Here is a 22,320-nt window from a genome sequence, read left to right on the forward strand (position 1 = left end):
CTTCCTTACCTTACAAGTTCTTGATGTTTTCTGCTTCCAGCTCTTGGAAGTACTTAACTGTCTTCACTTTCAGCTCCGCAGTTGATGGGTCATCACATACCATCAGTGCTTTAGGGTGCAGTTGCAGCGCAGATACAGTCCATAGGTGGTTAACTGAGCCTTCAACAGCTGCTTGCAGTGCTAGTGCTTTATTATGACCGGTGATAAGTATCATAACTTCTTCAGCATCAAGCAAAGTACCAACACCGATAGTCAGCGCATGCTTAGGTACCTGGTTAATATCGTTATCGAAGAAGCGCGAGTTTGCAATGCGCGTGTCTTCAGTAAGAGTTTTGATGCGAGTACGTGAAGACAAAGAAGACGCTGGTTCGTTAAATGCGATGTGACCGTCGTTACCAACGCCACCCATGAACAGGTTGATTTTGCCGTAAGACTTGATCTTGTCTTCATAACGTTGGCATTCAGCGAAATGATCTTCCGCGTTGCCGTTCAGAAGATTGATATTTTCTTCTTGAATATCAATGTGATTAAAGAAGTTGTTATACATGAAGCTTCGGTATGACTCTGGGTGGTCAGCCGGGATGCCGCAATACTCATCCATGTTGAAAGTCACAACATGTTTGAAGCTTACTTCGCCTTGCTTATGAAGGTCAATCAGTTGCTTGTACGTGTTCAGAGGGGTGCCACCAGTTGGCAGGCCAAGAACAAAAGGGCGATCTTTGGTTGGGGAAAATTTGTTAATCGTATCAACGATATGACGTGCTGACCAAAGGCCTACTTCATGTGCTGTTTGTAGTGGGATAAGTCTCACGGGACACCTCTCAGTTAATTCAAAATCTGACTATACATGAAAGTGGATTTATATCTTAGTTTTCATCATAAAATAAGTTTTATGAGCGTGCTAGCAAAAAACCCGATCTCATAGTGTTTTGAGTGACGATAATCACAATTGCATCCGTTTTAATTTGCGGGGCGAAATTAATGGAATAAACTCCTCCTGACTCACATTGGATAGTAAAAAAAGTCCCATGTTGTCATTACACATCTGAGAAAGAACCACTATAGGGGGAACAAAGGTGAATATTCTCGGTTATTTCCAAAAAGTAGGTAAAGCACTTATGGTGCCAGTCGCCACGCTTCCTGCCGCTGCAATTCTTATGGGTGTTGGTTACTGGATTGACCCGAATGGCTGGGGTGCGAATAGCGCACTGGCAGCATTCCTGATCAAAGCTGGTGCTGCAATCATCGATAACATGTCTGTACTGTTCGCGGTTGGTGTTGCGTACGGTATGTCTAAAGATAAAGATGGTGCGGCAGCACTGTCAGGCTTCGTTGGCTTCCTAGTTGTAACCACGCTGCTTTCTCCAGGTGCAGTTGCGCAAATTCAGGGTATTGACCCAAGCGCGGTACCTGCAGCTTTTGGTAAGATCAACAACCAGTTCGTAGGTATCTTGGTTGGTATCGTATCTGCTGAGCTTTACAACCGTTTCTCTCACGTTGAACTGCACAAAGCACTGGCGTTCTTCTCTGGTAAGCGACTTGTACCAATCCTGACCTCTTTTGCTGGTATCTTCATCGCATTCATCCTGATGTACGTATGGCCAACTGTATACGGCGGTCTCGTAAGCTTCGGTGAAGGTATTCAAGGTATGGGCGAGCTGGGTGCGGGTGTATACGCATTCTTCAACCGTCTTCTGATCCCTGTTGGTCTGCACCACGCTCTGAACTCAGTATTCTGGTTCGACGTTGCCGGCATTAACGACATCCCTAACTTCCTGGGCGGTGCCAAGTCTATCGCTGAAGGTACTGGTGTTGCTGGTGTGACTGGTATGTACCAGGCGGGCTTCTTCCCAATCATGATGTTCGGTCTGCCAGGTGCTGCACTGGCTATCTACCACTGTGCGAAGCCAGAAAACAAAGAGAAAGTTGCATCTATCATGTTGGCTGCTGCTTTCGCATCTTTCTTCACTGGTGTAACTGAGCCTCTGGAATTCTCATTCATGTTCCTGGCACCTGGTCTGTACGTACTACACGCACTGCTGACCGGTATCTCTGTATACATCGCAGCATCTATGCAGTGGATTGCAGGCTTTGGCTTCTCTGCAGGTCTGGTGGATATGGTTCTGTCTACCCGTAACCCACTGGCGGTTAACTGGTACATGCTGATTGTTCAAGGTCTGGTGTTCTCGATTATCTACTACACCGTATTCCGCGCAGCTATTCTGAAGTTCAACCTGGCAACTCCAGGTCGTGAAGAAGATGACGAAACTTCTTCAGACGTTCAAGGTTCAGCCGAAACTGGTGTTCTGGCTCGTCAATACCTGAAAGCACTGGGTGGTCACGACAACCTGACTAACATCGATGCATGTATTACTCGTCTGCGCCTGACTGTTAAAGACGGCAGCCAAATCGACGAGAAAACACTGAAAGCACTGGGTGCGATGGGTGTTGTTAAACTGGGTACCAACAACCTTCAGGTTATTCTGGGCCCACTGGCAGAAATCGTTGCTGGCGAAATGAAAAAAGTCGGCACTACTGAAGACCTGTCTGACGTAAAACTGCCTTAATAAAAAAATACTGACTAAACAGTCAACATAGCCGGCCTCTAACGGGGTCGGCTTTTTTTGGGCCTTTTTTAAGGCTATTCGTAGGGAAAATGAACAATGAACAAAACATTTAAGATGGGTATCTTGTCTGTTGCGATTGCTTCAGGTCTGGCTGGTTGCAGTTCTCTGCAGTCAGACGCAGCGCAACAAGGAAAGGTTGATGCACTGGCTTCTCAGCTGAATATTAGCTACGACGTGGAGACAAACCACGGTGCACAGGAAGGCATGGCGTGTCAGGATATGGGCGCAGAGTGGGCTTCTTGTAACAAGATCCTGATGACTGTGGTTAACGACGGTGAAGCGGTTTCCGGCAACGACTGGAAAATATACTTGCACAGCATTCGTGTCATTCTGGATGTTGAGAACAAAGATTTCGCGATTGAACACATCACCGGTGACCTTTATGTGATGACTCCAACGGCATCCTTCGAGGGTTTTGCAGCTGGCGAAACAATCGAGATCCCTCTTATTCAGGAATACTGGACGCTGTTTGAAACTGACTTTATGCCTCGTGCATACGTGACAGCAGGTAATGCTATTCCTAAAACGATTGCTTCGCTCAACACAGAAAACGTCGATGCTTACGTGGCTGAGATCGAAGGCAAGAACTGGAAGCGTACGCCGGAAGATAACAACGTGCTGGCGACTGCAGCTTCGCGTTATGCGAAAAACAGCGATGTCGCAGCACTGGCAGAAGGTGCAATTGAAGCCTCTATCATTCCAACTCCGCTGAAAACCAAGCAAATGCGTGGCGCGCTGCACATTGCCTCAGGCTTCTCAGTAACCAACAACGCTTTGGACGCTGACCAACTGGCGGCATTCGAAAAGCGCGCTGAGCTTCTGGGCGTGAATGTTGAGGGTGACATCGCGCTGAACATCAATGTTGATGCGAAAGCGTTCGAAGGCAAAGAAGAGGTATCAGGCGCATACAAACTGGCAGTGAATGCTGGTGGTGTTGAAGTGCTGGGCTTCGACAGTGTGGGTGCATTCTACGGTCTGCAATCTATGCTGGCGCTGATGGACAACGGTGACGACGAGATGCTGCCTTGGGTAGCTATTGAAGATGCACCTCGCTTTGAATACCGCGGTGTGATGGTAGATGTTGCGCGTAACTTCCACTCTAAGGAAGCGATGCTGCGCACTATCGATCAAATGGCGGCATACAAGCTGAACAAGCTACACCTTCACCTGACGGATGATGAAGGCTGGCGTTTGGAAATTCCGGGCCTCCCTGAGCTGACTGACGTAGGCGCAAACCGCTGCCACGACCTGAGCGAAACCTCATGTCTTCTGCCACAGTTGGGTTCAGGCCCAAGCACTGACAACTTTGGTTCTGGCTACTTCTCGAAAGCGGATTACATGGAAATTCTGCGTCATGCGAAAGCACGCGGTATTGAAGTGATCCCAGAAATCGACATGCCTGCGCACTCACGTGCGGCGGTGGTTTCTATGGAAGCACGTTACCAGAAATATGCAGAGCAGGGTGATCTGGCGAAAGCAGAAGAATTCCGTCTGATGGATCCGCAAGATACGTCTAACGTAACCACGGTTCAGTTCTACGATAAGCGCAGCTTCATCAACCCATGTATGGACTCGTCCATGAACTTCGTAAACAAAGTGATCACTGAAGTAAAAGCGATGCACGATGCTGCTGGTATGCCGCTCAATACCTGGCATTTCGGTGGTGACGAAGCGAAGAACATCAAACTGAATGCAGGCTTCCAAGATATCAATGCAACTGACCAGGTAGCGTGGAAAGGCAATATTGACCTTAGCCAGCAAGACAAGCCGTTTGCTAAGTCTCCAATGTGCCAGAAGTTGATCGAAGAAGGTGTTGTGTCTGATTTTGGTCACCTACCAAGCTTCTTTGCGGAGAAAGTAAGTGGTGCAGTTGCTGAGCAAGGCATTGAGAACTTCCAGGCATGGCAAGATGGTCTGAAGTACTCGAAAGATGCTTCAGCGTTCAAAACTGAAAGCACCCGCGTGAATTTCTGGGATGTTCTTTACTGGGGCGGTGATGCATCTGCATACGACTGGGCTGCGAAAGGTTACGACCTGATCGTCTCTAACCCTGATTACGTGTACATGGATATGCCATACGAAGTAGACCCGAAAGAGCGTGGTTACTACTGGGCGACCCGAGCAACTGACACTCGCAAGATGTTTGGGTTTGCGCCAGAGAACCTGCCTCAGAACGCAGAAACGTCTGTGGACCGCGATGGCAACGGATTTAATGGTAAAGGTACCGTTGAACACAACGAAGGCTTCCACGGTCTGTCGGCACAACTTTGGAGTGAAACCGTTCGTACTGATGAGCAATACGAATACATGGTATTCCCTCGTGTGATTGCCGCCGCTGAGCGTGCATGGCACAAAGCAGACTGGGAATTGGATTACCAAGTAGGTAAGCAATTCAACCAGGAGACTTCGCACGTTAATAAAGATGCGCAACTGCAAGACTGGACGCGCTTTGCCAATGTAATGGGTCAGCGCGAAATGGCGAAACTGGATGCATCAGGTATCAACTACCGTATTCCTGTTCCAGGTGCCATCATGCAAGACGGCAAACTGCACATGAACACCAGCATGCCGGGTCTGCCAATGCAATACTCTGTGGATGGTGGTCAATCTTGGATGGACTTCGTCGCTCCAGTAGCTATTGACAACAATGCTAACGTAGAAGTGCGTGCATTGAGTGCAGATAGACAACGCGAAGGTCGCGCGGTTTCTCTGTAATTTCCCCCTTAAAGCATCAAAGCCCGCACTTCGCGGGCTTTTTTTTGTTCAAATGGCTTGAGAGCGTTCAGTAGTGGTTGAGTAAATAGCCACGATCGGGGATTATTGGGCGTTATTTGAAATCTATCCAACCTAGGCGCTGATCGGCAGCATATTAAGTTCGCCTGAGTATAAGATCCGGATCTTCCAACGAGGTATTTTTTGATGAGTGAGTCTGAGGCTCGTCCAACCAACTTTATCCGTCAAATCATTGATAAAGATTTGTCAGGTGGTGTTCACAACACTGTTCACACGCGTTTCCCACCAGAGCCAAACGGCTATCTGCACATCGGTCACGCAAAGTCGATCTGTCTGAACTTTGGTATCGCGCAAGATTACCAGGGTCAGTGCAACCTGCGTTTTGACGATACCAACCCAGAGAAAGAAAACATCGAATTCGTTGAATCTATTAAGAATGATGTGAACTGGCTGGGCTTCCAATGGGACGGTGAAGTTTGTTATTCGTCTGACTACTTCGACCGTCTGCATGGTTATGCGGTAGAGCTGATCGAAAAAGGCCTGGCTTACGTCGAAGAGTTAAGTGCTGAAGAGATCCGCGAATACCGTGGCACCCTGACTGAACCGGGTAAACATAGCCCATACCGCGACCGCAGTGTGGAAGAAAACGTGGCGCTGTTCGAAAAAATGAAGAACGGCGAATTTGCTGAAGGCAAAGCCTGCCTGCGTGCCAAAATCGACATGGCTTCACCATTTATGGTGATGCGTGATCCGGTGCTGTATCGCGTACGTTTTGTTCACCATCACCAAACCGGTGACAAGTGGTGTATTTACCCGATGTACGACTTCACTCACTGTATTTCAGATGCAATTGAAGGTATTACTCACTCACTGTGTACGTTGGAATTTCAGGACAACCGGCGTCTTTACGACTGGGTTTTGGAAAACATCACTATTGAATGCCAGCCACGCCAGTACGAGTTCAGCCGTCTTAACCTCGAATACACCGTGATGTCAAAGCGTAAGCTGAGCCAACTGGTCAGTGAAAATCTGGTTAATGGTTGGGACGATCCACGCATGCCGACCATTTCTGGCCTGCGTCGTCGCGGTTACACGCCTGCATCAATTCGTGAGTTCTGTAAGCGTATTGGTGTCACTAAACAAGATAACACTATTGAGATGAGCTCACTGGAGTCTTGTGTGCGTGATGACCTGAACGAAAACGCACCTCGTGCAATGGCAGTGCTTGATCCAATCAAACTGGTTATCGAAAACTACGCAGAAAGTAAAATTGAAACACTGAATGCACCTAACCACCCGAACAAACCAGAAATGGGCGAGCGTGAAATTCCATTTAGCCGAGAAATCTGGATTGAAGCTGAAGACTTCCGCGAAGAAGCGAACAAGAAGTACAAGCGTCTGGTTCTGGGTAAAGAAGTACGTTTACGTAATGCGTACGTGGTGAAAGCTGAGCGTTGTGACAAAGATGCGGACGGCAAGATAACAACGGTTTACTGTACTTATGATCCAGAGACGCTGGGTAAAGACCCGTCGGATGGTCGTAAAGTAAAAGGTGTTATTCACTGGGTATCTGCGGATGCCGGTGTTGAAGCGGAATTCCGTCTGTATGACCGCCTGTTCACACAGCCAAACCCTGGTGCGGCGGATGATTTTGCAGCTACCATCAACCCAGAGTCACTGAAAGTGGTTAATGGCTATGTAGAACCAAGCTTAAAAGTGGCAGAAGCAGAGCAAGGCTATCAGTTTGAGCGTATGGGTTACTTCTGTGCAGATAGTAAAGTCAGCAAAAAGGACGCATTGGTGTTCAATCGCACGGTGGGCCTGCGTGACACCTGGGCGAAAATTGGTGATTAAGTTGCCTTGAATACAAAAAACCGGAGCTTGGCTCCGGTTTTTTTGTCCCAATCAATCGGCGTAATTAAGCGTCATGAATGCTAGGGTCGTCTTTACATCCACTCTTAGTGCAGTGGCCATAAAGATACAAGCTGTGGTTTGTCAGCCTTATGTTGAATTGGTTTGCGATATCTTTCTGGCGCTCTTCTATCACATCGTCTGTAAATTCGATAACGCGACCACAATCCAGACAAACTAAATGGTCATGGTGGTGTTGTGTCGCCAGCTCAAAAACCGATTTACCGCCTTCAAAGTGGTGGCGGGTGACAATACCGGCATCATCGAACTGGTTAAGTACGCGATATACTGTCGCAAGTCCAATTTCTTCGCCGATATCGATAAGCTTTTTGTAAAGATCTTCAGCGCTAATGTGCTGACAGTCCGGCTCTTGCAGAACTTCTAAGATCTTCAAGCGAGGCAGCGTTACTTTTAGGCCTGCGTCTTTTAGTGCCTTGTTATTATCTGACATCCGGTTCTTTCCTACGTGATTGCTTTTCCCTGTGTGAGAGAACGGGAAAACTGATAGTTAGCGTAACAAATGTGATAAGAGGCCGCCAGTACAAAGGGGTAAATATCTGGCCTAATTGGTTGGTTTTGCGGCTTGTTGTCGCATTGTAAAACTGGCAGTATTTGCTGGTATGACCAGAAAAGGGATTCCTGTGTACAAATTTTACAAACCCGGCATTGTGAAACTCGCCTTGAATTGTTGGCCTCCATTCTGGGGAGCGGGTATCAAGATCCTGAATATTAGCGAAGATTTTCGGCATGTTAAGATGCGTTTGAAGCTCCGCTGGTGGAATAAAAATGCCAACCGAACCCAGTATGGCGGAAGTATTTTTTCTATGACAGATCCCACCTATGCTCTCATGCTGATGGGAATCCTTGGTGAAAAGTATTTCGTTTGGGACAAAGAGGCTGACATCAACTTCATTAAGCCTGGAGCGACAGATCTGTTCGCTGAATTTGTGATTTCCGAGGAAACCGTTGCTTCCATTCAGCAAGCGACTATCAACGGCGATAAGGTGTTTCCCGAGTTCATCGTGAATGTGCAAGATGCTAATGGGGAAGTGGTGAGCCGGGTGCGCCGCGTATTGTATGTGCGCAAAAAACCAAAGTACCGCGAAGAAAAGTCAGCTTAAGACTTTACAGCAGATATAAAAAACGCGCACTGGGCGCGTTTTTTGTTTTTGGTAATTGCTTAACTTAACCTTCCAGTTCAGCCAGGCACATTTCCTCGTAGACTTGGTTGACCCATTTTTCTACGCGGGTAGAAGTAAGTTCCGGTTGACGATCTTCGTCAACACACAGGCCAACGAAGTTACTGTCATCAACCAGTGCTTTCGATGCTTCGAACTCATAACCTTCCGTCGGCCAGTGACCAATAATGGTGCCGCCTTTGGTTTCGACGATGTCACGGATGGTACCCATCGCGTCACAGAAGTATTCTGCGTAGTCTTCCTGATCACCACAGCCAAAGATTGCAACCAGCTTGGTTGAGAAGTCGATTTGCTCAAGTTCTGGGAAAAAATCATCCCAGTCACATTGTGCTTCACCGTAGTACCAAGTCGGGATGCCAAGCAGGAGCAGATCGAAGTTATTAATATCTTCTTTGCTGCTCTTTGCAATGTCCTGAACATGGACCATTTGCTTGCCCAGTTGTTTTTGAATCATCTTGGCGATAGCTTCAGTGTTACCTGTATCGCTACCAAAGAAGAGACCTACGCTCGCCATAATAGAGAATACCTATTTATTGTTAATCGAGCCGCAATATACACAGCCCAGAATGTAAAGTGTAGAAGAAGGCTCGGCCTTCTTGCCGTTGGAATCTTTTAAGGTGGTGTGGCTGTAGACTCAGATGCCTACCCCTTCCCAGAAAAGCTGGATCACGCCCTTGGTAATAAAACCTGCGCACCCGAGGAAAAGTACCAGCCACACGACTCTGCGGCCAAATGGTGGAACTTTTCCCTCTTTGAGCACGTCCTTGATCGCCATACCAATAAAAAAGAAGATACCTGCAAATAGCAGATCAAGACCTATCTTCTCGAGCAATTCGAAGTGCTCGTATAGCATTACCGCCTCCGTTCGGAACCCATTTTCGCCGCGCACTATAGCATAAGTGGGAGTGCTCTGTTAACGCTCTGAGTTTGTTAAAAAGCGAGTGATCACACGTGCTACGGTGGCAGGTTTTTCTGCGTGTAGCCAGTGTCCAGTATTCGCAATGACGTGTGCTTTGGCGCGTGGGAACTGTCGCTCTATATCCGCTCGGTGTTCGGCTGCAATATAATCTGAATTGGCACCTTTTAAAAACAGTGTTTCACCTTCGAAAACACCCTGCTCAGGCCATCCGGCAATGTCCAGATAGTGTGTTTCAAGGGTTGGGACATTGAAGCGCCAATCAAAGGTACCATTTTCTTGTTTAGCGAGAGATTTTAACAGAAACTGACGCACCCCCGGCTCTAGGATATGCTCAGCAAGTGCTGCTTCCGCATCTTTTCTGCTTAGAATAGGTTGGGCCATTGAGGCATTGAGACCTGCTAAAACTGCGTCATGTCGGCGAACTTTGTATTCAACGGGGGCAATGTCCATAACCACAAGATCTTCGAGGTGATCTGGATGGAGTTGTGCAAGCATCATGGCAACTTTTCCGCCCATTGAGTGCCCGACAACAGAGACCTTCTCCAGTTTCTGCTGGTCTAAAAAATCCTTCACGGCAGTGGCTTGGGATACATAATCAACGTTTTCGGAGCGCGGAGACTGGCCGTGGTTAGGTAAGTCAATTTGATAGACCTGATAGTGTTCTGCCAGTACCTTTGCCAGCCCGCCAAGATTGTCCAGACTGCCAAACAGTCCGTGGATCAACAGGAGCGGGCTTCCTTCGCCCTGGATCTTGAAGTTCAATTGCACAGAGGTTTTCCTGTTAAATTCATGGTTGAGCGTAGTATAGCGATCCTGAACGCGACTCAAAACCTTACCTCGATCACGAAGAGAGTTATTCTCGCTGAAACCAGCATCTTGAGGTGGCTCGGGTACCCCTAACTCTGTATAATCACAGTGTTGAATTGAAAACAGGACACGATGATCAAACGATGAAGACAATTGAGGTTGATGAAGAGCTATACCGGTACATTGCCAGCCAGACCCAGCACATTGGTGAAAGTGCATCGGACATTCTGCGCAGGCTGCTGATGGCACCGAAGGTGGAGCAACAACCCGTTGCAACGTTGGCGCCGAGCCCAGAGAAAAAGGGCATTGTCGTCAGTAAAGACGCGGGCAAAAGCGATACCGTTGATCGTGTAAAAGAAATGCGCTCCCTGTTGATATCAGATGAATTCGCGGCGCAAGAGAAAGCGATTGGCCGATTCATGCTGGTACTTTCGACCCTATACCGTATTGATAATCAAGCATTTTCTGAAGCGACAGCGTTGAAAGGGCGTACGCGCGTTTATTTTGCTGATAATGAGCAGACGCTACTGGAAAGCGGCAAGACGACCAAACCGAAACACATTCCTAAAACGCCATTTTGGGTGATCACCAATACCAATACTGGACGTAAACGCCAGATGGTTGAGCAACTGATGACCAAGATGAGCTTCACCAACGACATCACTGAGAAAGTGGTCGGCGAGATTTAACCTCGTAGAGTTTGGTGCCAAACAAACATAATGAATGAAGAGGCCTTGTCATTGACGGGCCTCTCACTATATCTAGACCTGTTGGGCGTTTAGTGCAGAGGTTCTGCGGCTTCTCAACTGGTTAACGTCAGAATTATTGTAAGGATGCGAGTAAATGGCTAGCCATGAACGCGCCGGGCAACGAGCCCAGCAACAAGATCTCCATAATATTCCAATGTTGGTGTCGAACTACTTCCAATTGACACCAGACTCTAGCAATCCAGCCCACAAAGTGGAGTTTGGTACTTCCGGTCACCGCGGCTGTGCCGACAAAGTGGCTTTTAACCAACACCATATTCTGGCCATTGCTCAAGCAGTTGCTGAGGTGCGTGCTGAGAAAGGTGTGACTGGTCCTTTATTTGTGGGTAAAGACACACACGCACTGTCTGAGCCAGCGTTTTGTTCTGTGGTCGAAGTGCTTGTAGCGAACGGCGTGTCCGTGATTGCTCAGAAAGACGGTGGTTATACCCCTACGCCGGGCATCTCCCATGCGATCCTGACTCACAATAAGCAAAATGCCGACAAAGCGGATGGTATTGTGATCACGCCCTCGCACAATCCACCTCAAGATGGCGGTATCAAATACAATCCAACACACGGCGGTCCCGCTGAAGGTGATCTCACTAAAGCTATTGAGCAGCGTGCCAACACACTGATTGCAGAAGGTTTGACAGGCGTTCGTCGCGTGACTTTCTCAGAAGCAGTTGCCAGCGATCTGTTTGTTGAAACAGACATGGTCATGCCTTATGTACAGGACTTGGCTTCTGTCGTCGATATGGATGCCATCAAAAAAGCAGGTCTTCGTATAGGTGTTGATCCACTAGGTGGCTCAGGTATTGATTATTGGAAAGCGATTGCTACGTATTTCGACTTGGACATCACGATTATCAATGATGATGTGGATCCGTCGTTCCGTTTTATGTCACTTGATAAAGATGGCGTGATCCGTATGGATTGTTCATCACCGTCAGCGATGGCGGGTCTTCTCGCCTACAAAGACCAGTATGACCTGGCGTTCGGTAACGACCCGGATTTTGACCGCCATGGTATTGTCACGCCAGCAGGTCTGATGAATCCGAACCACTACCTCGCTGTGTGTATCGATTACCTTTACCAGCATCGTCCACAGTGGGGCGCAGAAGTCGGTGTGGGTAAAACACTGGTATCGAGCGCAATCATCGATAAAGTGGTAGCTAATCTTGGTCGCAAATTATGCGAAGTTCCCGTGGGCTTCAAGTGGTTTGTTGATGGCTTGTATTCAGGTGAAATAGGCTTTGGTGGCGAAGAAAGTGCAGGAGCATCTTTCCTGCGTATGGACGGCACAGCTTGGGCGACGGATAAAGACGGTATTCTGCTTTGCCTTCTGGCAGCAGAGATAACCGCTGTTACAGGGAAGAATCCGCAGCAGTGCTACGATGAGCTCGCTGCGAAATTTGGTGCCTCTAGCTATGCTCGCCTGCAAGCACCAGCTAATGGCGAGCAAAAAGCGGTGTTGAGCAAACTTTCTGCGGAAATGGTTACGGCTGAAACCTTGGCCGGTGACACAATCACAGCGAAACTGACTCATGCGCCGGGTAATAGGCAGGCGATTGGTGGCTTGAAAGTAACCACCGAGTTTGGTTGGTTTGCAGCGCGTCCGTCAGGCACAGAAGATATTTACAAAATTTACTGTGAAAGCTTTAAAGGCGAGGAGCACCTTGCGCTGATCCAGAAAGAAGCACAAAGCATCGTGAGTGGTGTATTTAAGGCTGCCGGGCTTTAATACTCCTCAGCGAAGTAAAAATTGAAAAACCACCGCATAGCGGTGGTTTTTTATATCTAAATAAGAGGCAAGGCGACTCAAAGAGAAGGCCAATTATCTGGAACAACAAACCAGCGGTGACGGTTTTCGTCAATAAGATGTGTTTCCCTCGTGACAGTTTCTGGCAGCGAATATACAGGCAGATCTTCCAAAGAAGGGGCTTCCATCCACTGTGCTCTGGTTAGCTCGAAAAACTTTACATCTATAGGCAATTGGGAGGGCCAACACCAAAATCCATTGACGCTCTGCTCTTGCACATCTGGAGGCGAAGGCAAATCACTGAGTGGTAAGAAAGGATTGGTGTAAAGTCTGCCTTGAACGAGCAGTCTGCGTTTGGCTATCGGGTATTGGGAAAACTGCGTTTTGTATTCTTCAGTATCGGTAAGCATCAACTGTTGCTTGACCATCTTTTTGTGCTTCTTCGCCAACGTATCTTTTGCGTTCGGGCCTCGCCATTCTCCGTCAAACGCCAGATAAAACTTAATGGCAACTTCCCAGTGTTCCAACTCTCCGTTAGGGCTTGCAACGACGAAATCCACAGCACTAAGTGTGCGTTTTTCTCTCTCTACCTGTAATTCTTCGGCAACCAGTCGGTAAGTATCATTGTGATGCAAACATTGTTTGATCAGCCATTGGTAGTAGAAACCAATCCGTTGACCTCCCTCATAGGCTGGGAATTTCTGTAATGAAATAGAAGACCAGAATGTGGGAGGGACGACGCTTGCGGCGTCTTGAACGATAATGTCTGATGACTGTTGAATCCAAGCAATATCCCTTTGGACTTGAGCACTGTCTGCGAACATGGATGACTTTCCTTGATGGTTGTACCGAGAGCATATAGCAAACGAGGTTCACCTGCATCGATAGGGTGGTTAGAATAGACTTAATTGACACAAAAGATTCGGGAAGAAAATGAATAATTACCAACTGGAATCGGTTCTCAACGAATTTCTAAAGCCTTTTGCAATCAAAGATTACTGCCCCAATGGGATGCAGATTGAAGGCAAAGAGGAAGTGCGAAAAATTGTCACTGGTGTGACGGCTTCACAAGCTTTGATTGAGGCTGCGATTGAGCAAGACGCGGATGCGTTGCTGGTTCATCATGGTTATTTCTGGCGAGGAGAGTCTGAGCCGCTCAAGGGCATGAAGTTTAAGCGTATCAAGTCTTTGATTGAAAGTGGTATTAACCTCTATGCCTATCATCTGCCATTGGATGTTCATCCTGAAGTAGGAAATAATGCTCAACTGGCGACGCTTTTGGGGATTGAACAGCTTGGTGGCTTAGAAGATGGCAATCCAAACTCTGTTGCCGTTTGGGGTGAATTGCCCAGTTCATTATCGGCAAAAGATTTTGGTAAATTGCTGGCGACGAAGTTAAACCGTGAGCCACTGCATATTGAAAGCGCTATTGCTAAGCCCATCAAGAAAGTCGGATGGTGTACAGGCGGTGGTCAGGACTTCATCGATCTTGCTGCAAGCAAGGGAATGGATGCGTTTGTTTCTGGTGAAATTTCTGAGCGAACAACATATTCTGCACGAGAGCTAGGTATCCATTACTTCAGTGCGGGGCACCATGCAACTGAACGTTATGGTGTGAAAGCTTTGGGGCAGTGGCTTGCTGACCAACATGGCTTTGAAGTGACCTTTATTGACATCGATAACCCAGTCTAACGTGTTAAAAAAGTAATAAAAAACGCCGCAGAGCGGCGTTTTTTGGTTAGCTATCGCAAGTTTACTATCGATCTTTCAGTGGTTTGAAATCTCGCTTGTCGTAGCCAGTGTAAAGCTGACGTGGACGACCGATACGGTTTTGCGGGTCGCTGTGCATTTCATTCCAGTGAGCGATCCAACCAATGGTACGAGACATCGCGAAAATCACGGTGAACATTGACACTGGGATACCAATTGCTTTCAGGATGATGCCTGAGTAGAAGTCTACATTCGGGTAGAGTTTCTTCTCGATGAAGTAAGGGTCAGAAAGTGCAATTCTTTCCAGCTCCATAGCAACATCCAGCAGAGGATCGTTGATTTTCAGCTCATCAAGAACTTCGTGACATGCTTCGTTCATGACGGTAGCACGTGGGTCGTAGTTCTTGTAAACGCGGTGACCAAAGCCCATCAAACGGAATGGGTCATCTTTATCTTTCGCGCGTTCGATGTACTCAGGAATGTTCTCGACAGAACCGATTTCTTCCAACATGCGCAGACATGCTTCGTTTGCACCACCGTGAGCAGGGCCCCAAAGCGATGCGATACCCGCAGCAATACATGCGAATGGGTTTGCACCGGAAGAACCAGCCAGACGAACGGTAGATGTTGAAGCATTTTGCTCGTGATCTGCGTGAAGGGTGAAGATCTTGTCCATTGCACGAGCAACAACAGGATTTACTTCGTACTCTTCTGCAGGGGTCGCAAACATCATATGCAGAAAGTTTTCTGCGTAATCCAGGTCGTTACGTGGGTAGATGAACGGCTGTCCGATCGAGTACTTGTAACACATCGCTGCCAGCGTTGGCATCTTCGACAGAAGACGGAACGCAGTGATTTCACGGTGTGTGTCGTTGTTGATGTCCAAAGAGTCGTGGTAGAACGCAGCCAGTGCGCCAACCACACCCACCATGACAGCCATTGGGTGAGCGTCACGACGGAAACCATGGAAGAAACTCGCAATTTGTTCGTGAACCATGGTGTGGCGAGTTACGATACGACGGAACTCTTCATATTGTTTAGGACTTGGGGCTTCACCATATAGTAGGATGTAACAAACTTCCAAATAGTCAGCGTTATTGGCTAATTGATCAATCGGGTAGCCACGGTGCAATAAAACGCCAGCTGTGCCATCAATATAAGTAATTTGTGACTCACACGACGCTGTTGCAACGAAACCTGGGTCAAACGTAAAAAAGCCGTTCGCACCCAATGCACGTACATCGATCACTTCTGGACCGACTGTGCCCCCTTTGATCGGCAGTTCGATAGGTGCTTTCCCTTCAATTTGTAGGGTAGCTTTCTTCTCTGCCATAACATTCTCCTTTGTTTTTTTATAATCCTATCCCGGATACGGACCCCGTTGTTGTACCGATCGTCTCATTAGATGTCAATTTGCAGACGTGAACTTTGTCGGGTGTACGCAAGTATCAAAATTCTGTGCGCATTAGGTTAATGCTCTGTTTCGGGATTTCCGTCAATTTTATTGGTTTGTGTTTAAATGTTACGGGGCATATACTCTCCCGCAGGTCTCTGGATATTACATAATGCCGGGGCGTTTCGGGGCTCAAATCGATATTTTCAATGCGGATTTCAGTGCTTGAACTGCAGTTAATAGCAGTGGCACGTGAAAACGTAATAAATGATGTTGTAGGTCTGGCGCTGTAGCGAGATGTGATTCCAGAGAGTGTAATAACAATAATTTGCTCAATGGAGCTGAGTGGGCCATATCGTGAAAGTAAGAAAGCCAAGACCGGTAAACCTCGACCTCCAGACCATTCGCTTCCCTATCACAGCGATCGCGTCTATTGCGCACCGTGTGTCGGGTGTCATCACCTTTATCTCGGTCGCCATCCTTCTATGGCTGTTAAGCCTCTCCTTATCATCCCCTAGTGGTTTTGAAGCCGCCTCGAACATCGTAAATAGTTTATTCGCCAAGTTTGTCCTTTGGGGCATCCTGACTGCACTTGCTTATCATATTGTTGGCGGTATCCGTCACTTGTTGATGGACATGGGCCATTTTGAAGAGATGGAAAGTGGTTCGCAAAGCGCGAAAATCGGTTTCATCATCACTGCAGTGCTGTCTGTTTTAGCGGGGATTTTAGTATGGTAGGACACGTATCTTCTTTCGGCAGAAACGGGGTTCATGACTGGATCTTGCTCCGTGCGACTGCCATTATCATGACGCTTTACACCCTATACATGGTGGGTTTCTTTGCGTTTGGTCCCGAATTGACATATCAGAGCTGGGTCGAGTTCTGGGGACAAACAAGCAACAAAGTTTTCACCATGTTGGCGCTAGTGTGCGTACTTATCCACGCTTGGATAGGTATGTGGCAGGTATTGACTGACTACATCAAGCCGACCGTGCTGCGTATGTTTATGCAGTTTGGCATTGTCGCGCTGCTGTTTATCTACCTGTTGACTGGCTTTTTTGTATTGTGGGGTGTGTAAGTGAGTATTCCAGTAAGAGAATTCGACGCAATAGTTATCGGTGCAGGTGGTGCAGGCATGCGCGCTGCACTACAAATTTCTGAGCAGGGCCTGTCTTGTGCGCTGCTGTCTAAAGTTTTCCCAACCCGTTCCCACACCGTTTCTGCCCAGGGTGGTATTACGGTAGCACTGGGTAATTCCCATGAAGATAATTGGGAATGGCACATGTACGACACCGTTAAAGGTTCTGATTACATCGGTGACCAAAACGCGATTGAATACATGTGTAAAACTGGCCCTCAATCAATTATCGAACTGGAAAAAATGGGTCTCCCATTTTCCCGTTTCGATAACGGCCGTATTTATCAGCGTCCATTCGGTGGACAGTCTAAAGCATTTGGCGGCGAGCAGGCTGCGCGCACTGCAGCGGCTGCTGACCGTACTGGCCATGCTCTGCTTCACACGCTGTACCAGCAAAACATCAAAAACAAGACCACGATCTTCTCTGAGTGGTACGCGTTGGATCTGGTGAAAAACCAAGACCGTGCAGTTGTTGGGGCAACTGCGATGGACATGGAAACCGGAGAGATCTGCTACTTCAAAGCGAAAGCAACGATTCTCGCAACTGGCGGTGCAGGTCGTATTTACCAGTCAACGACGAATGCGCACATCAACACGGGTGACGGCGTAGGTATGGCACTGCGTGCCGGTGTACCAATGCAAGACATGGAAATGTGGCAGTTCCACCCAACGGGCATCGCAGGTGCGGGTGTATTGGTAACTGAAGGTTGTCGCGGTGAAGGTGGTTACCTTCTCAACAAAGATGGCGAACGCTTCATGGAGCGTTATGCACCAAATGCTAAAGACCTTGCTGGCCGTGACGTTGTTGCTCGTTCGATGATGGTTGAAATCCGTGAAGGCCGCGGTTGCGATGGCCCATGGGGTCCACACATCAAGCTGAAACTGGATCACTTAGGTAAAGATGTCCTTGAAGCGCGTCTGCCAGGTATTCTTGAATTGTCCCGCACTTTTGCGCACGTTGATCCAATCAAAGAGCCTATCCCGGTTATCCCAACCTGTCACTACATGATGGGTGGTGTACCGACGCAAGTTTCCGGTCAGGCCATTAAACAAGACGCAAACGGTAACGATGTTGAAGTTCAGGGTCTGTTTGCATGTGGTGAAATCGCCAGCGTATCTGTTCACGGTGCAAACCGTCTTGGCGGTAACTCACTGCTCGACCTCGTGGTATTTGGTCGCGCAACGGGACTGCACTTGGGTGAAACTTTGGCTGCGCAAGTGGAAGCACGTGATGCGACTGAGTCAGACATTGAAGCCTCTCTGGCGCGAGTAAATCGATGGAACACGACTCAGAAAGGTGAAGACCCAGTTCAAATCCGCAAAGACCTGCAATCTTGCATGCAGAATAACTTCTCGGTGTTCCGTGAAGGCGATGCGATGGCGAAAGGCTTGGAAGAGCTTAAAGTTATCCGCGAGCGTCTTAAAGAAGCGCGCTTGGATGACACATCATCAGAGTTCAACACTCAGCGTATCGAATGTCTGGAGTTGGATAACCTGATGGAAACTGCCTTCTCGACCGCGGTTGCTGCAAACTACCGTACGGAGAGCCGTGGAGCACATGCACGCTTCGATTTCCAAGAGCGTGATGATGAAAATTGGCTGTGCCACACCATCTACAACCCGGAAACAGAAGCGATGTCCAAGCGTGATGTGAACATGACGCCAGTTCATCGTGAAGCTTTCCCACCGAAAGCGCGTACTTACTAAGGGAGGTAGAAGAGTATGAAACTGAATTTTTCTGTATACCGTTACAACCCGGACGTTGATGACGCGCCGCACATGAAAGGGTACACGCTGGAAGTGCCAGACGGTTCTGACATGATGGTGCTGGATGCGCTGATACTGTTGAAAGAGCAAGATCCAACGTTGGCATTCCGTCGTTCATGCCGCGAAGGTGTGTGTGGTTCTGACGGTATTAACATGAACGGTAAGAACGGTCTGGCATGTATCACACCGCTGTCAGCCTTGACTGACAAATCAAGCATTGTGATTCGTCCACTGCCTGGCCTGCCAGTAGTTCGTGACCTGATTGTCGATATGACTCAGTTCTACCAGAACTATGAGCGTGTTAAGCCTTACCTAATTAATGACGGCACACCGCCATCGCGTGAGAACCTTCAATCGCCTGACGACCGTGCTCACCTTGATGGTCTGTATGAGTGCATCATGTGTGCATGTTGTACCACCTCGTGCCCGTCATTCTGGTGGAACCCAGATAAGTTCGTAGGCCCTGCAGGGCTTCTGGCTGCATATCGTTGGCTGATTGACAGCCGCGACACTGCGACAGATGAACGTTTATCAGATCTGGACGACGCTTTTAGCGTTTTCCGTTGCCATAGCATCATGAACTGTGTAAATGTTTGTCCCAAAGGGCTAAATCCTACGAAAGCAATCGGCCATATTCGTTCAATGCTGCTCAAACGCGCAGTGTAATATCGGCCTCTGTACACCTACATATATCAAGATTTAGGCTCCCTTTCGGGGGAGCTTAAAAGGAACGCCGGTTAACCCCCGGTCGTAGCAACATAAAAACTAAGTGGTTAAGGGATAACAATGCAAAATGGCGTGATGAAGGCTTGGTTTGAGTCTTCTCATTTGGCTGGCGCCAATGCAACTTACGTAGAAGATCTCTACGAACTGTACCTCAGTGACCCCGAGTCTGTAGATAGCGAATGGCGAGCAGTTTTTGATGAACTGCCTGTCGTGAATGGCAACGCAACCGAGCAACCCCACTCAAGAGTTCGTGAATATTTCCGCAGACTTGCTACCGAGACAGCGTATTTCAGTGCATCAGTCAGTGATCCGGACGTCGACGCGAAACAGGTTAAAGTTCTTCAACTTATCAACGCCTACCGTTTCCGTGGACACCAACAAGCAAATCTGGACCCTCTTGGTCTTTGGCAGCGCGAGCGCGTGCCTGACTTAGACCCATCTTTTCATAGTCTGAATGAAGACGATTTCCAAGAGTCATTTAACGTAGGTTCTTTTGCCATTGGGCAAGAGAGCATGAAACTTGCCGACCTCTACGAAGCACTGATCAAGACCTATTGTGGTTCTATCGGTGCGGAGTACATGCATATTACCGACACAGAAGAGAAGCGCTGGATTCAGCAACGCCTTGAATCTGTCGTTGGCCAGCCAGAATTTTCCAACGACGAGAAAGTGACCTTGTTGGAAGAACTGACTGCGGCGGAAGGCCTCGAGCGTTATCTTGGTGCTAAATTCCCAGGCGCAAAGCGTTTCTCGTTGGAAGGCGGAGATGCGCTTATCCCGATGGTGAAAGAAGTCATTCGCCACTCAGGCACACAAGGTGTGCGTGAAGTGGTTGTTGGCATGGCGCACCGTGGTCGTTTGAACATGCTGGTTAACGTCCTGGGCAAAAAGCCTTCGGAACTGTTTGACGAGTTTGCAGGTAAACATGGTGAATCATGGGGTACGGGTGATGTGAAGTATCACCAAGGTTTCTCGAGCGATTTCGCAACACCGGGCGGGGATGTTCATCTGGTTCTTGCATTTAACCCATCGCACCTGGAAATCGTAAACCCTGTGGTTATGGGGTCTGTACGTGCCCGTCAAGATCGCCTTGGCGACAAAAATGGTTCAATGGTACTGCCGATCACTATCCATGGTGACTCTGCAATTGCAGGTCAGGGTGTGGTGCAAGAGACGTTCAACATGTCTCAGGCTCGCGGCTATCGAGTTGGCGGTACCATTCGTATCGTGGTTAATAACCAAGTGGGCTTCACCACTTCAAACCCGAACGATACCCGTTCCACACAATACTGTACTGATATCGCGAAGATGGTTCAGGCGCCGATTTTCCACGTGAATGCAGATGACCCGGAAGCGGTGGCATTTGTTGCGCGTCTGGCTATTGATTACCGAAACGAATTCAAGCGTGATGTTGTGATTGATCTGGTGTGTTACCGTCGCCACGGCCACAATGAAGCGGACGAGCCAAATGCAACTCAGCCGCTGATGTACCAGAAAATCAAAAAGCACCCCACACCACGCAAGCTCTATGCAGACGCGTTGGCAGACAAGGGGGTTGCTGACGTTGAGAAAGCCACTGAGCTTGTTAACGGATATCGTGATGCTCTGGATCACGGTGAAATCGTGGTGAAAGAGTACCGTCCAATGGCGCTTCACTCTGTTGACTGGTCTCCTTATTTGGGCCACGACTGGACAGTTGAATGGCCAAATACCTTTGATAAACAGCGTTTGGTCGAATTGGCTAAACGCCTTTGTACATATCCTGAGAGTCATAAGCTACACAGTCGTGTAAACAAGCTTTACAACGATCGTTTAGCCATGACCAACGGTGAAAAAGCCCTGGATTGGGGTATGGCCGAAACACTGGCTTACGCGACAATCGTCGATGAAAGTCGTCGCATTCGCATCACCGGCCAGGATTCCGGCCGCGGTACCTTCTTTCACCGTCATGCAGTATTGCACAATCAAAACGATGCTAGCACCTACATTCCACTGACAAACATCCATGATAAACAAGGCCCATTCCAGGTTTTTGACTCTGTTTTGTCAGAAGAAGCAGTACTGGCATTTGAATACGGCTATGCGACGGCAGAGCCAGGTGGCTTGACTGTCTGGGAAGCTCAATTTGGTGACTTTGCAAATGGTGCACAAGTTGTCATAGACCAGTTCATCAGCTCCGGTGAGCAAAAGTGGGGACGTATGTGTGGTTTGACCATGCTACTGCCACATGGCTACGAAGGTCAGGGCCCTGAGCACTCATCAGCTCGCCTCGAGCGTTATTTGCAACTTTGTGCTGAGCAAAACATGCAGGTTATCGTTCCTTCAACGCCAGCACAGGTTTACCATATGCTGCGTCGCCAGGTGTTCCGCCCAATGCGTCGCCCTCTGATTGTGATGTCGCCTAAATCACTGCTCCGCCATCCACTGTGTACTTCAACACTGGATGAACTGGCAGATGGCAACTTCCAACCAGCAATCGGCGAGATAGACGAGCTGGATCCAAAAGCGGTCAAACGCGTCGTGATGTGTTCAGGTAAGGTCTACTTTGACTTGCTGGAAGCGCGTCGCAAAGAAGAAATTAAAGATGTCGCCATCATTCGTATTGAGCAGATCTACCCGTTCCCGAAAGAGGACGTACAGGCTGCGATCAGCGAATATGTTAATGCCAAAGACTTTGTCTGGTGCCAGGAAGAGCCACAGAACCAAGGCGCTTGGTACAGTAGCCAGCACAATTTCCGCTTGGCAATTCCGGCTGACGCCACCCTGAGCTATGCAGGCCGTGAGGCTTCTGCATCTCCGGCGGTAGGCTATATGTCGGTGCACTTAAAACAACAAAAAGCGTTGATTGAAGACGCTCTTACCCTGAATTAAGAACTAGAAA

The 22,320-nt window shown here is 48.3% G+C and carries 19 protein-coding genes; 12 read left to right on the plus strand and 7 right to left on the minus strand.

The genetic code is table 11. The features are described 5' to 3' along the window. Nucleotides 1-10 precede the first annotated feature (10 nt). Entirely contained in the window at nt 11-811 is an 801-nt protein-coding gene (nagB, locus tag GMA8713_RS01030) for a glucosamine-6-phosphate deaminase (protein ID WP_062704876.1), read from the minus strand. A 265-nt stretch (nt 812-1,076) separates the two neighbouring features. Here nagB and nagE point away from each other — a divergent pair, with 265 nt between their 5' ends. The 3 genes from nagE (at nt 1,077) to glnS (ending at nt 7,214) form a co-directional block, all read left to right on the plus strand. After that, complete coding sequence (gene nagE, locus GMA8713_RS01035; RefSeq protein WP_062704880.1) at nt 1,077-2,567, plus strand: N-acetylglucosamine-specific PTS transporter subunit IIBC; 1,491 nt, start codon at nt 1,077-1,079, stop codon at nt 2,565-2,567. 96 nt (nt 2,568-2,663) lie between these two features. Beyond that, nucleotides 2,664-5,342, plus strand: a complete 2,679-nt coding sequence (locus tag GMA8713_RS01040; RefSeq protein WP_062704882.1) for a beta-N-acetylhexosaminidase — start codon at nt 2,664-2,666, stop codon at nt 5,340-5,342. A gap of 204 nt (nt 5,343-5,546) precedes the next feature. After that, a complete protein-coding gene (glnS, locus tag GMA8713_RS01045) occupies nt 5,547-7,214 on the plus strand; it encodes a glutamine--tRNA ligase (protein ID WP_062704884.1) in 1,668 nt (555 codons plus the stop codon). A 64-nt stretch (nt 7,215-7,278) separates the two neighbouring features. On the opposite strand, the gene fur is transcribed toward glnS, so the two are convergent. Beyond that, the gene (fur, locus tag GMA8713_RS01050) at nt 7,279-7,722 is read right to left on the minus strand and encodes a ferric iron uptake transcriptional regulator (RefSeq protein WP_062704885.1); all 444 of its coding nucleotides are present in this window, start codon (nt 7,720-7,722) and stop codon (nt 7,279-7,281) included. Nucleotides 7,723-7,891: 169 nt separating this feature from the next. Between fur and GMA8713_RS01055 the strand changes: the two genes are divergently transcribed. After that, nucleotides 7,892-8,392, plus strand: a complete 501-nt coding sequence (locus tag GMA8713_RS01055) for a DUF4442 domain-containing protein (protein ID WP_198159438.1) — start codon at nt 7,892-7,894, stop codon at nt 8,390-8,392. A gap of 64 nt (nt 8,393-8,456) precedes the next feature. On the opposite strand, the gene fldA is transcribed toward GMA8713_RS01055, so the two are convergent. From fldA to GMA8713_RS01070, 3 genes are all read right to left on the minus strand, one after another. Next, on the minus strand, nt 8,457-8,984 hold the full coding sequence (gene fldA / locus GMA8713_RS01060) for a flavodoxin FldA (RefSeq protein ID WP_062704887.1): 528 nt from the start codon (nt 8,982-8,984) through the stop codon (nt 8,457-8,459). A gap of 120 nt (nt 8,985-9,104) precedes the next feature. Beyond that, nucleotides 9,105-9,323 carry a DUF2788 domain-containing protein gene (locus GMA8713_RS01065; protein ID WP_062704889.1) on the minus strand — a complete coding sequence of 73 codons (219 nt, stop codon included), beginning with the start codon at nt 9,321-9,323 and terminating at the stop codon, nt 9,105-9,107. Nucleotides 9,324-9,383: 60 nt separating this feature from the next. Next, nucleotides 9,384-10,157 (minus strand): alpha/beta fold hydrolase, encoded by a 774-nt coding sequence (locus GMA8713_RS01070; RefSeq protein ID WP_062704890.1) that lies wholly within the window; start codon nt 10,155-10,157, stop codon nt 9,384-9,386. Between the two features lie 182 nt (nt 10,158-10,339). Here GMA8713_RS01070 and seqA point away from each other — a divergent pair, with 182 nt between their 5' ends. Together seqA and pgm are read left to right on the plus strand one after the other, a co-directional pair. Next, on the plus strand, nt 10,340-10,885 hold the full coding sequence (gene seqA, locus GMA8713_RS01075; RefSeq protein WP_062704891.1) for a replication initiation negative regulator SeqA: 546 nt from the start codon (nt 10,340-10,342) through the stop codon (nt 10,883-10,885). A gap of 154 nt (nt 10,886-11,039) precedes the next feature. Next, nucleotides 11,040-12,686: a phosphoglucomutase (alpha-D-glucose-1,6-bisphosphate-dependent) gene (pgm, locus tag GMA8713_RS01080; RefSeq protein WP_062704892.1), complete on the plus strand. Its 1,647-nt coding sequence runs from the start codon at nt 11,040-11,042 to the stop codon at nt 12,684-12,686. Between the two features lie 77 nt (nt 12,687-12,763). On the opposite strand, the gene GMA8713_RS01085 is transcribed toward pgm, so the two are convergent. After that, a complete protein-coding gene (locus tag GMA8713_RS01085; RefSeq protein WP_062704893.1) occupies nt 12,764-13,528 on the minus strand; it encodes a DUF1853 family protein in 765 nt (254 codons plus the stop codon). A 109-nt stretch (nt 13,529-13,637) separates the two neighbouring features. Here GMA8713_RS01085 and GMA8713_RS01090 point away from each other — a divergent pair, with 109 nt between their 5' ends. After that, nucleotides 13,638-14,396 (plus strand): Nif3-like dinuclear metal center hexameric protein, encoded by a 759-nt coding sequence (locus tag GMA8713_RS01090; RefSeq protein WP_062704894.1) that lies wholly within the window; start codon nt 13,638-13,640, stop codon nt 14,394-14,396. A gap of 64 nt (nt 14,397-14,460) precedes the next feature. On the opposite strand, the gene GMA8713_RS01095 is transcribed toward GMA8713_RS01090, so the two are convergent. After that, a complete protein-coding gene (locus tag GMA8713_RS01095; protein WP_062704901.1) occupies nt 14,461-15,747 on the minus strand; it encodes a citrate synthase in 1,287 nt (428 codons plus the stop codon). 405 nt (nt 15,748-16,152) lie between these two features. Here GMA8713_RS01095 and sdhC point away from each other — a divergent pair, with 405 nt between their 5' ends. The 5 genes from sdhC (at nt 16,153) to sucA (ending at nt 22,310) form a co-directional block, all read left to right on the plus strand. Next, a complete protein-coding gene (gene sdhC, locus GMA8713_RS01100) occupies nt 16,153-16,545 on the plus strand; it encodes a succinate dehydrogenase cytochrome b556 subunit (protein ID WP_062704902.1) in 393 nt (130 codons plus the stop codon). Beyond that, the gene (sdhD, locus tag GMA8713_RS01105; RefSeq protein ID WP_062704903.1) at nt 16,539-16,886 is read left to right on the plus strand and encodes a succinate dehydrogenase, hydrophobic membrane anchor protein; all 348 of its coding nucleotides are present in this window, start codon (nt 16,539-16,541) and stop codon (nt 16,884-16,886) included. Before sdhC ends, sdhD begins: the two co-directional genes overlap by 7 nt. After that, complete coding sequence (gene sdhA / locus GMA8713_RS01110; RefSeq protein ID WP_062704904.1) at nt 16,887-18,653, plus strand: succinate dehydrogenase flavoprotein subunit; 1,767 nt, start codon at nt 16,887-16,889, stop codon at nt 18,651-18,653. It abuts the gene before it with no gap. 15 nt (nt 18,654-18,668) lie between these two features. Beyond that, complete coding sequence (locus GMA8713_RS01115) at nt 18,669-19,379, plus strand: succinate dehydrogenase iron-sulfur subunit (protein ID WP_062704905.1); 711 nt, start codon at nt 18,669-18,671, stop codon at nt 19,377-19,379. 120 nt (nt 19,380-19,499) lie between these two features. Then, a complete protein-coding gene (gene sucA / locus GMA8713_RS01120; RefSeq protein WP_062704907.1) occupies nt 19,500-22,310 on the plus strand; it encodes a 2-oxoglutarate dehydrogenase E1 component in 2,811 nt (936 codons plus the stop codon). Nucleotides 22,311-22,320: the final 10 nt, after the last annotated feature.

It is taken from the genome of Grimontia marina (genome assembly GCF_900060185.1).
Taxonomy (GTDB): Bacteria; Pseudomonadota; Gammaproteobacteria; order Enterobacterales; family Vibrionaceae; genus Enterovibrio; species Enterovibrio marinus.

Excerpts from the sequence above, each read along its gene's own strand:
- GMA8713_RS01040 (WP_062704882.1), top strand. The coding sequence starts at position 2,664 with ATGAACAAAACATTTAAGATGGGTATCTTGTCTGTTGCGATTGCTTCA.
- glnS (WP_062704884.1), top strand. The coding sequence starts at position 5,547 with ATGAGTGAGTCTGAGGCTCGTCCAACCAACTTTATCCGTCAAATCATT.
- fur (WP_062704885.1), bottom strand. The coding sequence starts at position 7,722 with ATGTCAGATAATAACAAGGCACTAAAAGACGCAGGCCTAAAAGTAACG.
- GMA8713_RS01055 (WP_198159438.1), top strand. The coding sequence starts at position 7,892 with ATGACCAGAAAAGGGATTCCTGTGTACAAATTTTACAAACCCGGCATT.
- fldA (WP_062704887.1), bottom strand. The coding sequence starts at position 8,984 with ATGGCGAGCGTAGGTCTCTTCTTTGGTAGCGATACAGGTAACACTGAA.
- GMA8713_RS01065 (WP_062704889.1), bottom strand. The coding sequence starts at position 9,323 with ATGCTATACGAGCACTTCGAATTGCTCGAGAAGATAGGTCTTGATCTG.
- seqA (WP_062704891.1), top strand. The coding sequence starts at position 10,340 with ATGAAGACAATTGAGGTTGATGAAGAGCTATACCGGTACATTGCCAGC.
- pgm (WP_062704892.1), top strand. The coding sequence starts at position 11,040 with ATGGCTAGCCATGAACGCGCCGGGCAACGAGCCCAGCAACAAGATCTC.
- GMA8713_RS01085 (WP_062704893.1), bottom strand. The coding sequence starts at position 13,528 with ATGTTCGCAGACAGTGCTCAAGTCCAAAGGGATATTGCTTGGATTCAA.
- GMA8713_RS01090 (WP_062704894.1), top strand. The coding sequence starts at position 13,638 with ATGAATAATTACCAACTGGAATCGGTTCTCAACGAATTTCTAAAGCCT.
- GMA8713_RS01095 (WP_062704901.1), bottom strand. The coding sequence starts at position 15,747 with ATGGCAGAGAAGAAAGCTACCCTACAAATTGAAGGGAAAGCACCTATC.
- sdhD (WP_062704903.1), top strand. The coding sequence starts at position 16,539 with ATGGTAGGACACGTATCTTCTTTCGGCAGAAACGGGGTTCATGACTGG.
- GMA8713_RS01115 (WP_062704905.1), top strand. The coding sequence starts at position 18,669 with ATGAAACTGAATTTTTCTGTATACCGTTACAACCCGGACGTTGATGAC.
- sucA (WP_062704907.1), top strand. The coding sequence starts at position 19,500 with ATGCAAAATGGCGTGATGAAGGCTTGGTTTGAGTCTTCTCATTTGGCT.